Here is a 14,718-nt window from a genome sequence, read left to right on the forward strand (position 1 = left end):
GGCCTGTTCTCCCTGGACTCGCCCGGCCTGGGGCACGGTGCAGGCCGCCCCAACGCGCAGAAGGCGGTCGCCAGGCCGCGGGCCGCCTCGAAGGCATCGGTCCAGCGTCCTTCGGTGCCGTCGCCGTGATCGTCGCCACGGCCCCGGTCGGCTGCTCGCGCGGCACCACCCGCTCGACGGGGTCTCGGGCGTCCGGCACCGGGACCACCGCGCCCGACCCGCCGACCGCATCGTCCGGTCGACCACCGGGGGGGCAGGGGGATAGCCGGGAATGCTGTCGGAGACGTTGAGCGCACTGGCCGCGGCTGGGGGTGCCGGGATCGTCCAGGCCGCCGGAACGGACGTGTGGGCGGCCGTCCGGGAACGGGTCGCCCGCCTGCTAGGCCGCGGGCGGACCGAGGACGAACGCCTCGCCCAGGCACGTCTCGACCGGACCAGTCAGGAACTGGAAGCCGCAGCCCCGCAGGAACGGGCAGCCCTTGCACAGCGACAGGAACACACCTGGCAGACCCGGCTGGCCGACTTCCTGGAAGGGCTGGAACCGGCCGAACAGGCCCAGGCCGCCGAGCAACTGCGCGCCCTGCTGGTCCCCGCCCCCGCCGGCCCCGCTGCCCAGGGCCGGGCCGACAACAGTGGAGCTGTTCCAGCGCCTTGGCCGCTGACTGGTCGATCTGGGCCGGTGTCGTCCCGTCCGCGTCCCGGCATGCCAGGGCGCGGTGGAAGCGGTTCGTGTGTCCGGATGGAGTTCCAGATGCTCGCCGGTCAGGCGTAGTGTGACGCGCCCGGCTGCGACGTCCCGGCTGACCACCACCGTGTCGGGTTCCTCGCCGAAGCCGGTCACGGTCACCGTGACGCGCCGCCAGCCGCCAGCCGCCGGCCGTCGGTGTTCGGCCTCGGGCTCTCCGGATGATTCGTTCGGGGTGGTCTCGCCGTCCACCGAGATCTGGCCGCTGCCACAGGTCGGCCCCTTCTGCGCCGTCCTGGAATGTGTTGGCCTTTACCACCTCACCGACGGCGACCGTCAGAGCGTCCGCGGCCTCACCCGCAGCCTCGGGCCCGCCGCACTATGCCAGGTCATGGGCTGGCTGGAGCGCCCCTGGCTTTATCCACGAGTCGTCGAGTCGTGGCGCCGGTTGTTCACGGGGGGTGGGGGGCGTCCCGGACCGCGGTCGGGCTGACCTGGGTTCCACGGTGGGGTGTTCCCGGTGGGTGCGTCCCGGGGTCGTGGCCGGCACGCGGGTGGCTGGTCTGCCCTGCGGGCGGGGGTGGGTCAGCGGATTGTCAGCGCAGTTGGCTGAACCAGTGCACGATGGCCGTCGTGCCGGCGATGTTGGAGCCGAGGTGTCTGGAGCCCGCGAAGTCGGGGGTGCCGAGGTCGATGACCGTCGTGTTCACGCCGTGCGATCGCAGTGTGGCCTCGCAGTGGTCGGTGTTGGTGTTGGCCGCCTGTTCGTCCGCGTCGGCCGCGTACAGGCGGACCGGGACGTGTGGTGCCCAGTCGCAGGTGCTGTCGGCCACCCGAAGTGCTTTGGCCAGCGGGCCGGTTGGGCGGCGCAGCATGTCGAAGCCGTGTGGGGTGAGCAGTGCGTCGATGGTGTCGGGTGTGCCGGCGAAGAGTTGCGGGCCGGTGTGTGAACCGTCGAAGAGTGTCTCGACCGTGCTGTCGTACGGGGCTTGGAAGACCTCGTCGGGGGAGTCGTAGAGGTGGTGCAGCCGGTTCCAGGCGACAAGGAGGTATGCCGTGTACAGCACGCTTGATTTCGGGTCGAGAGTGCCGTCGAGCAGTGCCGGCAGTTCGGCGTGCTGGAAGTCGTAGGCGCCGCTGACCGGTGCGACGGCTCGGAGTCGGAACCACGGGTCGTCGCCGGCCTGGAGTGCCCGTGCGAGCCCCATCGCCGCCGAGGCGCCCTGGGAGAACCCGGTGACCAGCACGTCGTGTCCCAGTGCCCGGCCCGTACGCGGGACAAAGGCGCGGGCTGCCCGGAGCATGTCCAGGGAGGCGGTGGTCTCCGACGGCACGTCCATCCAGGGGTGGAGTCCCGGGCCGGCGCCCAGGCCGATGTAGTCCGGGGCGACGGCGGCGAACCCGGCGGACGCGTACGTGATGGCGGGTGAGGACACGAATCCGGCCTTGACCATGGAGGACGGGGCATCGGAGCGGTGACTGGCCGTGCCGTGGGTGAATGACACCGTCCGCAGCTCGTGTTCGCCGCCGCGGGGCAGCACCAGCAGTCCGCTGGCGGTGATCGGCCGACCACCGGGGTCCACGGTGCGGTACACCAGCCGGTAGGCGTCCACTCCGAACCGGACCGTACCCGTGTCGTACCCGGCGGCGGCCAGTGCTGCGGCGGCATCCTCCTTCGCGGCCAGGGTGGTCGTCTGCTGGACGGAGACCAGCCGTCCGCGATCGCTTCGGTGCACCGTGTCCGCCGAGGCGGCTCCCGCAGTCGCAGTCGCAGTCGCGGTGGCCAGGACGGCCAGGACTGTCCCGACGTTCAGCCGGCGAAGCACGGGCCGTAGCGTGCTTGCTAAGTGGGTGGATTTCATGTCGCCGACGCTACGTACGGTCGCCCTCGTGCCGCAGTCCGGCCAGCGGGCGTATCCGTCCTGGGGCTAGCCCTACCGCGGCACCGTGCGCGAGCCGGGGGGAACCGGCGGGGGCCGGCTGACCACCAGGGTTCCAACTCGACGTCCCTGCGCCCTCCTTAGGTTCTGGGCCGTCGCTCGGGACGCCTGTCGGTGGCAGGGGTGATCGCCATGCGGCCGTAACCGACTCGAAGCCCTCGTCCGCAACCGACTCGAGCGACTCCGGTACCGAACCGACACCCTCGACGGATTCATAACCGGCACCGGCCTGACCCTCGACACCCCGACATCACCCCGACATCACCCTGACGGGCCGAAGTCGGTAGAGATCAAGCCAGGAGGGTGGTGGCCAGGGTCCGGGACCGCAGGCCGCCCCCGGCGTGGCCGGGGGCGGCGCCTCGCGTTCGAGGCGTGCGGCAGTGTCACCGGTGGGGTGCCGCGTAGGCGCGCAGGAAGGCCCGGACGCCGGCGACGATGATCTCCTCGGTCTCCGCCCGGTCCAGCGGGTATGCGCCCCAGTACGAACGCTGGGTGACCTCCGTCGCGGTCAGCAGCACGAAGTGTGCGGCCGCCCGCCCCGGGTCCGGTGTCTCCAGCCACCCGTCCTCGGCCAGTTCCCCGAAGCGCTGGCCGAGGGCGGTGAACACCCGTCGCGGTCCGGCTTCCTGCCAGGCGTCCAGGGCGGCTTTCGGCAGGTGCCGGGCCTCGGCGTTGATCTGGCGCACCAGCCCGAAGTGGTCGGCGAACTCGGTCAGCGGTGTCACCCAGGCCAGGGCGAACGCGGTGAGGTCCGCCTCCAGGTCGGTGACCTTTCCGAGCCTGCGCTCGATGATGTCCAGCTGGGCGTCGGCGACCTGCGCCGCGCTCTCCCGGACGACGGTCTGGAAGAGCAGTTCCTTGCCGGTGAAGTGGTTGTAGATGGTGCGGGTGGACACCCCGGCCTCCGCCGCGATGGCGTCGATGCTGGCGCGGGTGTAGCCGTCCCGGCCGAAGATCGTGCGGGCGGCCCGGGTGATGGCCTGGCGCTTCTCGGCCAGCCCCCGGCGGGGCCGGTCCGGTGTTTCCTGCCGGCTGGTCATGGGGTCTCCTTCATTGCCGCGGCCTCGAAAGTTGCAGTCATCGTTGTACTTATTGCCATACACGTTGTACTTTACCTGACGTGCCGTCCGAACGGGCGGTGACAGAACAGCAGCGCACCCCTGGAGACAGCCATGTCCGAGACCCCGTTCCGCCTCGCCGTCATCATCGCCAGCACCCGGCAGGGCCGATTCGCGCCCACCGTCGCCGACTGGTTCGTCCGCACCGCCGGGCAGCGCGCGGACCTCGACATCGACGTCGTCGACCTGGCCGAGCACCCGCTGGCTCACGTGGGCGAGGAGCCCACCGCCGAGCAGGCCGAACGGCACGCGGCCCTCTCGCCCCGACTGTCCGCCGCCGACGCCTTCGTGGTGATCACCCCGGAGTACAACCACAGCTTCCCGGCCGCCCTCAAGAACGCCATCGACCTGCACGGCGCCGAGTGGCGGGCCAAGCCGGTCGGATTCGTCTCCTACGGCGGGCTCGGCGGCGGGCTGCGCGCGGTCGAGCAGCTCCGGCTGGTCTTCGCCGAACTGCACGCCGTCACCGTCCGGGACACCGTCAGCTTCCACAACGTCTGGGGCCTCTTCGGCGAGGACGGCGAGCCGGTCGACCCGACCGTCCAGAACGGCGCCGCCAAGGGCATGCTCGACCAGCTCACCTGGTGGGCGCACGCGCTTCGGGACGCCCGCACCGTCCGCCCGTACGGCGTCTGAACCGCGACCGGGGGGAACGAAGATGAGCACCGCCACCGAGCCGGTCACGGCCGGGACAACCACCGACACGGCCACTGCGGCCGCACCCGGCCCGCGCACTGCGGCCGTCGCCGCCGTTGTGGTCCTCGGCTCGCTGATGACCGTCCTCGACACCACGATCGTCAACGTCGCCCTCAACCGCCTCGCCGGGGACTTCGGTGCCCCGCTGGCCACCATCCAGTGGGTCACCACCGGCTATACCCTGGCGCTCGCCACCGTCACGCCGGTCACCGCCTGGGCGATCGGACGGTTCGGCACCCGCCGCCTGTACCTGGCCGCGCTCACCCTGTTCGTGCTCGGCTCGGCGCTGGCCGGCGCCGCCTGGGACGCCCCCTCGCTGATCGCCTTCCGCGTCCTTCAGGGCCTGGGCGGAGGCATGGTGATGCCGGTCGGGATGACCGTCCTGGTCCGCGCCTGCGACCCGGCCCGCACCGGCCGCACCATGAGCGTGCTCGGCATCCCCGTCCTGATCGGCCCGCTGGCCGGGCCGGTGCTCGGCGGCTGGCTGGTCGACGAGGCCTCCTGGCGCTGGGTCTTCCTGGTCAACCTGCCGCTCGGCGCGCTCGCCCTCATCCTCGCCGCCCGGCTGCTGCCCCGCGACGGCGCCGGCACCCGCCGCAGGCTGGACCTGCCCGGCCTGCTGATGCTCTCCCCGGGCCTGGCCGCACTGATCTACGGGCTGGGCGCCGGGCACGGACACCTCGCCGCGGCCGGCAGCCTGCTGCCCATCCTGGCCGGCGCGACCCTGGTCGCCGGCTTCGTCGTCCGGGCGCTGACCGTCGGGGAGCCGCTGATCGACCTGCGGCTGCTGGCCCGGCGCGCCTTCGCCGGGCCCGCCGCCACCATCGCCCTGTTCGGCTGCGGCTACTTCGGTTCGATGCTGCTGCTCCCGCTCTACTACCAGCTGGTGCGCGGTCAAAGCGCCACCGACGTCGGCCTGCTCGGCATCCCGCAGGCGCTCGCCACCGGCATCACCATGCAGTTCTCCGGCCGGCTGTCCGACCGCTTCGCCCCCGGCCGGATCGTGGTCACCGGCACCGTCCTGGCCGCCACCGGCTTCCTCGGCTTCACCGTCCAGGTCGCCGCCGACACCCCGTACCCTCACCTGATCGCCGCCCTGGCGGTGATGGGGACCGGCATCGGCATGACGCTGATGCCAGCCATGGCGGCCGCCACCCGCAGCGTCGCCCCGACCGAGGTCCCGGCCGCCACCACCCTGGTCACCATCGTCCAGCAGGTCTCCGGCTCGGTCGGTACCGCCCTGATGTCCGTCCTGCTCACCGGGGCCATGGCCGACCGGCTTCCGACCACGGTCGCCGGCGGGGAAGCCGGCGGCGCACTGGCCACCGTGCAGGGCCTGGACGGCGCCGCGCGGGCCGCGCTCGCCCCCGGCCTCGCGGACGCCTTCCGGGACACCTACGGCTGGGCCGTCGCCCTGCTCGCGCTCGCCCTGCTGCCCGCACTGTCGCTCTCCCGCCAAGCCCCGGGCGGCGGCGCCGCCGGGAGCGCCAAGTCACGCCGAGTGCACACCTCCTGACGAACTCCACCAAACCCCCATCGAGCCTCCCCCACCCCGTACGCGGATTTCGCTACCGGTGGGGGCGGCCCATTCGGTCAGCCCGGCCGGCAGCAGGTGCGCCTGGCCGCGGGTCAGCGCGCGCTGCGGGTTGAGGACCGCGACCGGCGCGCCCTCCCCGCCCAGCAGCGCCACCCCGCCCGCCCGGCGCGGATCGTCCAGGCTCCACCCGGCCGTCGCCGTGATGCCCTGTGCCTGCGCGAGGTGGGCGATCGCCCGTGCCACCCGCGGAGGGCCCACGGTCTTCTCCCGGGCCGCGGTCGCCGCCGCGGTGCCGCGTACCGCGGCCTCGGCCTTCATCGCCTGGAACCGCTGCCGCTCCCGGCTGACCTCGTCCAGCCCGCGGATCTGGGCCCGCCGGGCGTCCAGACGGCGCTGACCCGCCTCCCTCTCGCTCTCGCGCTGCCGGGCGGCGTTCCCCGCCTCTGTTCGGGCTGCGAGACTGTGATCATGACCCCTGACCGTCGCAACCTTGGCCTGCCTGCCTTCTCCGAGCCCGCCACCGACGCTCCCGTGCCCGCCCAGTCCGGTGGGCGCCGGCTGTTGCCGGTGGAGCAGGGCGCGAACTTCCGCCAGCCGCCCGGCGAGACCACGCCCGTCCCCTCCCCGGCCCGGCGCCTGCGCGCCGTCGGCGGTCTGACCTTCTCCGACCCGGACCGGCAGATCTGATCGGCTACGGCTGGATCGCCAGCAGCTTCAGTGCAGGAGCTGCGGCCAGCTGTGGCCAGCGCCTCACTGCTTGCTATCGCGGGATGGCTGCCCCGTGCCGGCCTGATGCTGGCCGGGACACTGCTCGTGGGCTGCGCGGGCGCGGCCACCATCGCGCTGGTGCCGGCCCTGTGGCTCGCCGCGGTGCTGGCTGCGGTCATCGGACTGTGTGCGGGCGTCTTCGGCAGTCTGAACAACGCCCTCATACAGACCGCGGCGGACCCGGCCTATCCCGGCCGGGTCACCTCCGTCGTCATGCTCACCATGGTCGGTATCGCCCCCCTCGGCTACCCGCTGGTCGGTGCCGCCATCGGGGCCTGGGACGCCGCCCCGGTATTCGGAGCCTGCGGCATCTTCGCCAGCCTGGGCGTGGCCATCGCCCTGGCCTCCAACGCGGTGCGCCACGCCGAACTGCCCCAGCCGAGGGCCAGGCGTGACCGCCTGAGCAACCCAACCGCAGCCCAGTGAACCCAGCCCCGTTGGATTCCTGACTGGCCAAACGCTGCCCGGAAGCCTCCCCACTCTCGAACCGGAACCGCCAAGGCGGTGCCCGCCCGCAGGGGCCGAGGGGAAAGCAGAATCTGACCGGCGTGCTCGAAGGCAACAGTGCGTGGCCCCTCAACAGCCCCCGCACCAGACTGACCTACGGGCTCAAGATCCCAAGAGACAAGCGGAGTCGACCGGCCGGGCACCAGCCCCACATGTTTTCACGCCGCACGGCATCCCCTCCCGAGGCTGGCAGCGCAGCCCGGGAGGTGCGGTGGCCTTGCTCGCCTACGCGGCATGCCTTGTCCCTACGCCCGTGGCGCGCCATGCCACCGTGCGTCCGCGCCTGGTGCTTAGGGTGGCCTCAGGAGGTAGGGAATGCGGGTAGGACTGCACGCGCTCGGCATCGGTAACGGTGCCCGCCCTGAAGTGATCGCGGCCGTCGCCACCGCAGCGGAGGCGCATGGCTTCGCCAGGCTGTGGTGCGGTGAGCATGTGGTGCTCGTGGACACGCCCGCGTCCCGTTACCCCTACTCCGCGGACGGCCAGATCGCCGTGCCCGCGGACGCGGACTGGCTGGACCCGCTGCTCGCCCTGAGCTTCGCCGCGGCAGTCACCAGCCGGATCGAGCTCGCCACCGGCGTGCTCCTGCTGCCCGAGCACAACCCGGTGGTGGTCGCCAAGCAGGCCGCCACCCTCGACAGGCTTTCCGCCGGACGGTTCAGCCTCGGCATCGGAGCGGGCTGGTCAGCCGAGGAGTTCACCGCCCTCGGCGTCCCCTTCACCGGACGCGGACGCCGCACCGACGAGTACCTCACCGCGATGCGCACCCTCTGGGCCAAGGACCCCGCCTCCTTCACCGGGGAGTTCACCCGCTTCGACGCGATCCGGGTCAACCCAAAGCCGCTGCGCGGCGCCCAACTCCCGGTCGTGGTCGGCGGCAACAGCAACACCGCCCTGCGTCGCGCGGCCACACTCGGCGACGGCTGGTACGGCTTCAACATCCCCGTCGCCGACGTCCCCGAACGCATCGCCGTCCTCGTCGACGAGTGCGCCCGACGCGGCCGCACTCCCGGTGAACTCACCATCGCTGTCGCACTGAGTGACGGCCACCCGGAGCATCTTCCAGAACTCGCCGCAGCCGGCATCACCGAGGTCGTCGTCGTCGGAGCGCCCCCGCCGACCCCTGACGCGGCCATCACCTGGGTCGCGGAACTCGCCCGGACGTGGATGCCCCCGGCCGAATGACCAGGGCACCACGCCAGGCGCCAGCGCCAGCCTATTGTTTTCACGCCGCACGGTGTCCCCGCCCGGGGCCAAGATGACTGACCTGCGGCCCCAGCAACGGCCCGACATCGCCATAGCCTGCGCGGTTGCATTCGCACATGTCGCCTCGCCGTGGCGCTGTTGACCACGGGCGGGAAGCCGACAAATCACACCACGGTCAGGCGCGGTGAACAGCAGACCCGGCAGTCCGGGCTGAGGAACGTCTCCCGGGTGAACGCCTCAAAGTTGCCGGCGTAGATGGCCTCCCACAGGTCCTCGCTGTACTCGTGCACGCACACCCGATCCTCCGAGGAGGCGTCCTCGACAGTGAAATAGGGGAAGCTGTGCCGGGCGGCGGCGATACGGGGGTCGGCGCCGCAGACGGCAACGGCCGGGTTCACCCACAGCCGGACGATGCCGTCGGCCCGCCCGTCCAGGTGAACGAAGCGGTGCTCGGCAAACCAGTCCAGCTCCGCCAGCATCAGCGCCTCGCTCCGGTCGTACAGCGCGGCCATCTCCCCCAAGTTCAGCCGCACTGGTGCATCACCCTCAAGGTGGCCGACCAGGTAGAACACGGTCCGGGAGATCTGGAAGTCCGAGCGCCGCGAGCGAAACCGCCTGCCGTCCGCTGTCCGCTCCGCACGGATCTGCCTTTGGTGCAAGTGCATCGCGGCCAGTCCGCCCGGCCCGGTGCAGATCGGCCGCTCGCACGTGCATTCCGCTGCGTTCACGGACCTACCGCCCCACCCTGCACCGGGTACGAGCCCTGGGCGGGTGCCCCCCGACAGGGCCGCCGGCTGGGGAACCCGGACACCGTCGGCCGCACTGCCCGCACGAACATCCCCCACCAGCCCCTCGCAGGCGCTCCCCGGCTCAACCTGGGGTCCCGGCCCGGCGCTGATCCCCCACGGCCGTCCGTCAGTGACCAGCCACCCGTTGATGATCAGCCGTTCCACCGCGAAGGCCCAGACCCTCTTGTCCGCCACACGGCCAGGACGAGGCTCGCACCAGCCGAAGTGGGCGGCGACATCGAGGCGGGACGGCTGGTGGCCGTGCTCAGCGGCGAACGCCGTCACGAAGGCGACTGCCCGCTCACCTCGGTCAGGGTTCTCCTGCTTCAACTGCTCGTACGCCCCGCGCAGGCCGCGGGCGAGGGACAGTCGCCGTCGGCCCGTGCCAACTGGAGCGAGGAAGGCCCCTCGTACGTGCTTCTCGAACCCAGGCTCCGTGGAACAGATAGCGCAGTTGGTGATGATCCGCGCCCGGGCCGACTCACCCGGCGGCGCGGTCTGCGTCCAGCTGACCCACCGCTCCTCGGCCGGCTGGGCACTCCTGCGACGCTGCTTCTCCCGCGACACTGATCGCTTCCCCTCGTATCCGCCTCCGGAACCGCGCCACCCTCCCACCCGGACCGCAGGCCCCACCACGTCGTCCGCAGCCAGATCAGCCGCCCGGGTGACCCTCACCACCATCAACCACCCTCCTGGAGCAGTGCCGGCCAACGACCGAGTCCGCCGCCAGGCCGACCGCCCCAGACCCGCTTCGGCACCATCTCCGGCCTGCAGCCCTTGCGCGCTTTGCCAGTTCTGGCCATGGGTACGGTCGGCGGTATGGACGGCAGCGTGGAGAAGCCCGCCGCAGTGGGCGCCGGTGCCCGGCCGGGCACGCCGGGTACGGTGCTGATGGTGGTACGCGGACCCAGTGGCGCCGGGAAGTCGAGCACCGCCACCCGGATCCGCTCCGCGTACGGCCGCGGCCTGGCGATCGTCGGGCAGGACCTCCTGCGCCGTGAAGTGCTGCGCGAGCGGGACGTTGCCGGCGGCGCGAACATCGCCCTGATCAGCCTGATCGCCCGGCACGCCCTCGACAACGGCTTCCACGTCGTCGTCGAGGGAATTCTGGACGCCGGCCGGTACGGCGCGATGCTCACCGATCTGGTGGCCGGCCACCGCGGGCGCAGCTTCCTCTACTACCTGGACGTCAGCTTCGCCGAGACGGTGCGGCGCCACGCCACCCGGCCGCTGTCCGCCGAGGTAGGCGCCGAGCAGATGGCCGGCTGGTACCGGCCACGGGACCTCCTGTCCGGCGGCCTCGAACACGTCGTCGGAGAGGACAGCACCTTGGACGACACTGTCGCCCGGATCCTGACCGACACCGAGCTCACCCCACCGGGCTGGACACCACGCCCCTGAACCGCCAGCCGGTCCAGCCAGGTCACCTGGTGAGCAGTGCCCATCCGACGGGGCCGTGGGCGACGGCGTCGTCCTGGGCGAGCTGCTCCAGGGCCAGCCACACCGCCGCGATCGGCCGGGAGATCTGATGGGCGATCAAGCCACTTGTGAGGATGGCGGGCGGATTGCGGTTGGCCTCCATCCAGGCGGTGACCTCCTTCACGGGCAGGTCGCCGGTGTGATGGTGGCGGCTTCCGAGGGCGAGCAGGACATCGTCCAGACGGGCGCTCCAGCTGCTGACCGCCTGGTCCGGGTCGTGCTGGCCGTCGTACTCCAGCGGGCGGATTGCCGCCGCACGGTCCAGCAGCGGGGCGAGCACGACCGAGGAGGTGCGCAGGGCCGGGCCCGCGATGTAGCCGCTGGTGCGGTCGGTCGCCGTGTCCACCAGGGTTGTCAGGACCGCGCGGGAGGCATCGGCGATGGCCACGCCCCTGGAGTCGACGCGGTAGCCGTCGGTGGCCGCGTGGCTCAGGAGGATTCGGGCCCGCAGGGCGGTCGTTTCGGCGAAGTCCCGGGCGAGTTCGGCGAGCGCCACCGTGTCGCGGGCTTCGGCCAGGCCGAGCACGACGGTGCCCGGGCGCATGTCGCTCTCGCGGCTGGCCGCGATGTCGTCACTGGCCTTCTGCCAGCGGGCAAGTTCCTCGTGGGCCTGCTGCTGGGCGGCGTGGATGCCTCCCCAGGTGGTTGGGTCGGCGGGGCGGTTGATGACGGCAAGGTCGTTGACCAAGTCGTGCAGCGGGGCGGTGGAGATGTCGGGGGGGCATGCGGGCTTCCCTCCGTGGGCGGGTTGGCTCGCCGGGCGCAGGGGCGGCCGGCGGGCCGGGACTGGAACCGGGCAGTCGCGCAAGGCACCGACGTCAGTGGTGACGGAAGTGCCCCTGGAGCCGGAGGACTTCGGCCTGCCAGTGTTCGTCAGCCTCGCCGGTGCCGGCGGGAACTTGCCGCCCGAGGCGGGCGGCCAGATCCCGGTAGAGGCCGGGCGTGGCAGTGTCGGCGAGGGCCAGAACGGAGCAGAGCAACGGTTCCTCGGCCCGGGTGGCGTCCTCGATCCCCAGGAGCACCAGAGCCCGGGCCGTTGAAACCCTCAAACCGGGTCCGGCAACCGTCTCCCCCACCCGCGTCCTCCGTGGGCGCAGTTGCAACGGGTGTCCGGAGCCGGGGGCTTCCTGCCGGGTGGAGCTGGTGGCGACGGACGGTCTGCCGGGCGGCGTCACCATGCTGTTCCGTGCCACGGAGGAGGAGGTCGTTCAGGTCTGGGAGCGGCGTTGGCCGACCGAGTTCGCGCGGATCCGTGGGTCCTGGAGCGCCGGGGGAGTGCCGAACGACCGCGAGCGTCGGCCCGACTGCTGCCGGTAGGTCTATCGGAGGTGTCCCGGACCACAGGTGGTTGCGGGCTGGGCTTTCAAGGACGGGCGTGGCATCAGTCGTCCCCGTACTCCACAGTCTTCCACCCCTCGGGCATCTCCCGGACCTCGAACCCCGGCGCGAGCACCTGGTGGACGTAGGAGCGGTCGGCCCAGCCGGTGAGGGTGCTGTGGACGGTCGAGATGGTCGGCTCCCGCGGATTGTCGAAGAGCACCACCGGCTCCAGCGGGGAGCTCATGATCGAGCCGGAGTCCTCGGGGATCGGCACCCACCCGACCAGCGGGACGACCATGATCTGTGAATCCCCTGGGGAAGCGATCGCCACCCGCCAACCGTTCGGCGCCGCCACGAACCCGGCGAGCCCGCTCTCGTTCATCATGACCATCAGCCTGGCCCCGTACCCGTCCCCGCGTCCTGTCCTTCTCCGTTTTCGCCTGGCCGGCCAGGCGAAAACGGAGTGAAAGGGTCAGGCGGCCACCTCATCCGTTCAGGTCAAGTGCTTGATGACGGCCCGGCCGGCGCGCAGCAGTGCCTCGTCGTCTTCGACGCTGTGGAATATTCCGCCGCTTCGGCAGGTGAAGGTGAGTTCCGCGTGGATCCGGGGAAGGGCGGGCGCGGCAGCGCATGTCCAGCCCGCGCAGGGCTGGTGGGGGGTGCGGGGGGAGGAGCCCCCCGCTGGTAGGCGGGTCCAGCGCCGCCGGGCGCTGGCCACGGGTGCGGGGGCGGAGCACGCCGTGCCTGGCCATCCACTCGGCTGCAGTCCGCGGCGGTTCTGCCGTTGCCGCCCGGTCCCGGCCTGGTTGGCGGGGCAGGCGGGGGTCCCGGGAGAGGGAGACCGAAGGGGAGGGTCCGGACCGAGCCGGTTGCTGACATGACGACGGCCGGGCTCCTCCTCTGGAGTGCCCGGCCGTCGCTTGACCTGTGCTGATGCAGAGTGAGGTCACGACGGTGATCCAGGTCACCAAGATCGCCGATATGCTCTCATGCAGGCGCTACACGACGCTGATGCGGTAGCCGGAGTTGGGGCCCGGGTCGGCATCAAGTTCATTGACACCGAGGGATGTTGGGGTTCCGGTCGACGGTGTTCGCGTTGTTGTCGACGTATCCGGCGAACGTCCAACCCGGTGAGTACACGTAGTTCGAAGCGCCCGGGTACCAGACGTAGGTGACGCGGTACCAGGTGTCTCCCCAGTTGCCGATGCTCTCGCCGACCTGCCAGCAGTCGGCCCAGATCTCGGAGCCCGGGGGCAGATCCGCCGCGCCGGTCTTGCTCGAGGTGTTGGGGTTGTTGTAGATACCGACCCAGTTGCTGGTGGTTGTTCGGACCCAAGCGGAGGCAGCGGCGCTGTCTGCCCCCGAAATCACCACACCAGCGCTGATTGCCAAGGCCGCCGCGACTGTTCCGGTGCGGCGTCCCACCTTGATCCTCATACGTTGCTCCTCGGTGTCTGGCGCGAGTAGTGCGCTTCGCCGGCACGACGGCACCCGCCGCACCGGATTACCCGTCGTGGCCCGGCCGTTGGCCGGACCTGTCTCGTCATCGGAGACCGGAACCTGCAAGACGCCTGCTTCCGACGGGCCGTGCCCGATGGGGCACCCAGCGGAAGCGGTTGCCCAGAGGCTGTGGGCAGGCGTCTTCGAGCTGTCCTGGTACCGTGCCCGTCCCCGTGCCCCAGGTTGGCAGACCAACACCCGGATGAGGAAGGAGGAACCCCATGCGGAGCGGTAGAACGTCGCCCGCGACGGGATTGTCAGCCACGCGCACCGCGAATCGGCGGACTTGCACCTGAGACGGGTGAGATACCACCAGGTCCAGTGGGACCGGCCACGAACCCGCAGGACAACCGGTGGTCCCCGCGACGGAACGCCCCCGTTTTGCCAGAAGGGTTGAGACGAAGTGGAAGATCGGGAGCACGCAGGATCTGGCGAGTAGCAGGCCAGCGGGCCGAGCGCTCGTCCGGGGGTTGAGGAGCATTCGACCGGAAACCGGTGCCCGTACTCCTCTGTGACCGACCGCTGGAGACAATGTCCGCAGGGCCGGACCCGCGGTCGGGGGGTTCGGCCGTCCCGGTGTCGTGCGGGACGGCCGGCGCAGTCTCGCCGGGTCGAAGTCGAGGTCGAGGTCGAGGTCGAGGTCGAGGTCGAGGTCGAGAGGGAAGGGGGTGGTAAGGGCGGTGGTCTCGCCGACCCCGACTACCGTGTCGTGCGCAGTGTCTTGCAGGCCGACGCGATGGAGGCCGGGATGGTCAGGCCGAAAAGTCCCCGATGAACGCGTCCAGGCCCCTGGACAGGTCCAGTGGCTGTACTTCCGGTTCCCGCTCAGCCTCCGCGAGGTCGAGGGACTGATGCTCCAGCGCGGTGTCATCGTTTCCCACGAGACCGTGCGTCGGTGGTGCCTGAAGTTCGGGCAGGTGTACGCCGATGGCCTGCGCCGCCGACGACCCGCGGCCGGGGACAAATGGCATCTCGACGAGGTCTTCGTCGTTCAGCGGCATCTCCCCTCACTTCCGAACCCGACGACACCTGATGACCGCCGTCGGACACCGCCTCGAAATGACCCTCCGCTTCACCGTCTAAGGGCTGTCCCGTAATTGCTCTTTGAGCGGTGACGGGCAGAGCTGGTCGAGTGCCAGCCGGTCCGGCTATGCGGCCTGAAGGAGGTTGTGCA

15 protein-coding genes and 1 pseudogene are annotated in these 14,718 nt (G+C 71.3%); 7 read left to right on the forward strand and 9 right to left on the reverse strand.

Annotation, left to right across the window (positions count from 1 at the left end; genetic code table 11):
- Positions 1-379 precede the first annotated feature (379 nt).
- From ACFVHI_RS24260 to ACFVHI_RS24270, 3 genes are all read right to left on the reverse strand, one after another.
- Positions 380-937, reverse strand: coding sequence for a hypothetical protein (locus ACFVHI_RS24260; RefSeq protein ID WP_380342613.1), 558 nt, complete (start codon positions 935-937; stop codon positions 380-382).
- Between the two features lie 344 nt (positions 938-1,281).
- On the reverse strand, positions 1,282-2,421 hold the full coding sequence (locus ACFVHI_RS24265; RefSeq protein WP_380342616.1) for an alpha/beta hydrolase family protein: 1,140 nt from the start codon (positions 2,419-2,421) through the stop codon (positions 1,282-1,284).
- Positions 2,422-3,008: 587 nt separating this feature from the next.
- Positions 3,009-3,665: a TetR/AcrR family transcriptional regulator gene (locus ACFVHI_RS24270; RefSeq protein WP_363377355.1), complete on the reverse strand. Its 657-nt coding sequence runs from the start codon at positions 3,663-3,665 to the stop codon at positions 3,009-3,011.
- Positions 3,666-3,797: 132 nt separating this feature from the next.
- Between ACFVHI_RS24270 and ACFVHI_RS24275 the strand changes: the two genes are divergently transcribed.
- On the forward strand, positions 3,798-4,379 hold the full coding sequence (locus ACFVHI_RS24275) for an NADPH-dependent FMN reductase (RefSeq protein WP_380342620.1): 582 nt from the start codon (positions 3,798-3,800) through the stop codon (positions 4,377-4,379).
- A gap of 22 nt (positions 4,380-4,401) precedes the next feature.
- Entirely contained in the window at positions 4,402-5,955 is a 1,554-nt protein-coding gene (locus ACFVHI_RS24280) for a DHA2 family efflux MFS transporter permease subunit (protein ID WP_380342623.1), read from the forward strand.
- On the opposite strand, the gene ACFVHI_RS24285 is transcribed toward ACFVHI_RS24280, so the two are convergent.
- Complete coding sequence (locus ACFVHI_RS24285; RefSeq protein WP_380342626.1) at positions 5,932-6,294, reverse strand: hypothetical protein; 363 nt, start codon at positions 6,292-6,294, stop codon at positions 5,932-5,934. The genes ACFVHI_RS24280 and ACFVHI_RS24285 overlap by 24 nt on opposite strands.
- Before the next feature lie 150 nt (positions 6,295-6,444).
- Here ACFVHI_RS24285 and ACFVHI_RS24290 point away from each other — a divergent pair, with 150 nt between their 5' ends.
- The 3 genes from ACFVHI_RS24290 to ACFVHI_RS24300 all read left to right on the forward strand — a co-directional run bounded on the left by ACFVHI_RS24290 (position 6,445) and on the right by ACFVHI_RS24300 (position 8,436).
- Positions 6,445-6,663, forward strand: a complete 219-nt coding sequence (locus ACFVHI_RS24290) for a hypothetical protein (protein WP_063352833.1) — start codon at positions 6,445-6,447, stop codon at positions 6,661-6,663.
- A gap of 51 nt (positions 6,664-6,714) precedes the next feature.
- Positions 6,715-7,170 (forward strand): hypothetical protein, encoded by a 456-nt coding sequence (locus tag ACFVHI_RS24295; RefSeq protein ID WP_380342629.1) that lies wholly within the window; start codon positions 6,715-6,717, stop codon positions 7,168-7,170.
- Positions 7,171-7,566: 396 nt separating this feature from the next.
- Entirely contained in the window at positions 7,567-8,436 is an 870-nt protein-coding gene (locus ACFVHI_RS24300; RefSeq protein WP_380342632.1) for an LLM class F420-dependent oxidoreductase, read from the forward strand.
- A 185-nt stretch (positions 8,437-8,621) separates the two neighbouring features.
- On the opposite strand, the gene ACFVHI_RS24305 is transcribed toward ACFVHI_RS24300, so the two are convergent.
- Entirely contained in the window at positions 8,622-9,185 is a 564-nt protein-coding gene (locus tag ACFVHI_RS24305; RefSeq protein WP_380342635.1) for a hypothetical protein, read from the reverse strand.
- Positions 9,186-10,064: 879 nt separating this feature from the next.
- Between ACFVHI_RS24305 and ACFVHI_RS24310 the strand changes: the two genes are divergently transcribed.
- Positions 10,065-10,646, forward strand: coding sequence for a kinase (locus ACFVHI_RS24310; protein WP_063352658.1), 582 nt, complete (start codon positions 10,065-10,067; stop codon positions 10,644-10,646).
- A 22-nt stretch (positions 10,647-10,668) separates the two neighbouring features.
- Here the strand turns inward: ACFVHI_RS24310 and ACFVHI_RS24315 are convergent, their stop codons facing one another.
- The 4 genes from ACFVHI_RS24315 to ACFVHI_RS24330 form a co-directional block, all read right to left on the reverse strand.
- Entirely contained in the window at positions 10,669-11,412 is a 744-nt protein-coding gene (locus tag ACFVHI_RS24315; protein ID WP_063352659.1) for a hypothetical protein, read from the reverse strand.
- Between the two features lie 130 nt (positions 11,413-11,542).
- Complete coding sequence (locus ACFVHI_RS24320; protein ID WP_159398739.1) at positions 11,543-11,773, reverse strand: hypothetical protein; 231 nt, start codon at positions 11,771-11,773, stop codon at positions 11,543-11,545.
- A 332-nt stretch (positions 11,774-12,105) separates the two neighbouring features.
- The gene (locus tag ACFVHI_RS24325) at positions 12,106-12,429 is read right to left on the reverse strand and encodes a hypothetical protein (RefSeq protein ID WP_159398740.1); all 324 of its coding nucleotides are present in this window, start codon (positions 12,427-12,429) and stop codon (positions 12,106-12,108) included.
- Between the two features lie 665 nt (positions 12,430-13,094).
- Positions 13,095-13,481, reverse strand: coding sequence for a hypothetical protein (locus ACFVHI_RS24330; RefSeq protein WP_159398741.1), 387 nt, complete (start codon positions 13,479-13,481; stop codon positions 13,095-13,097).
- Positions 13,482-14,350: 869 nt separating this feature from the next.
- Here ACFVHI_RS24330 and ACFVHI_RS24335 point away from each other — a divergent pair.
- A pseudogene (locus tag ACFVHI_RS24335) lies at positions 14,351-14,533 on the forward strand (IS6 family transposase); the annotation flags it as partial.
- Positions 14,534-14,718: the final 185 nt, after the last annotated feature.

The organism is Kitasatospora sp. NPDC127121 (assembly GCF_042677305.1).
Classification (GTDB): Bacteria; Actinomycetota; Actinomycetes; order Streptomycetales; family Streptomycetaceae; genus Kitasatospora.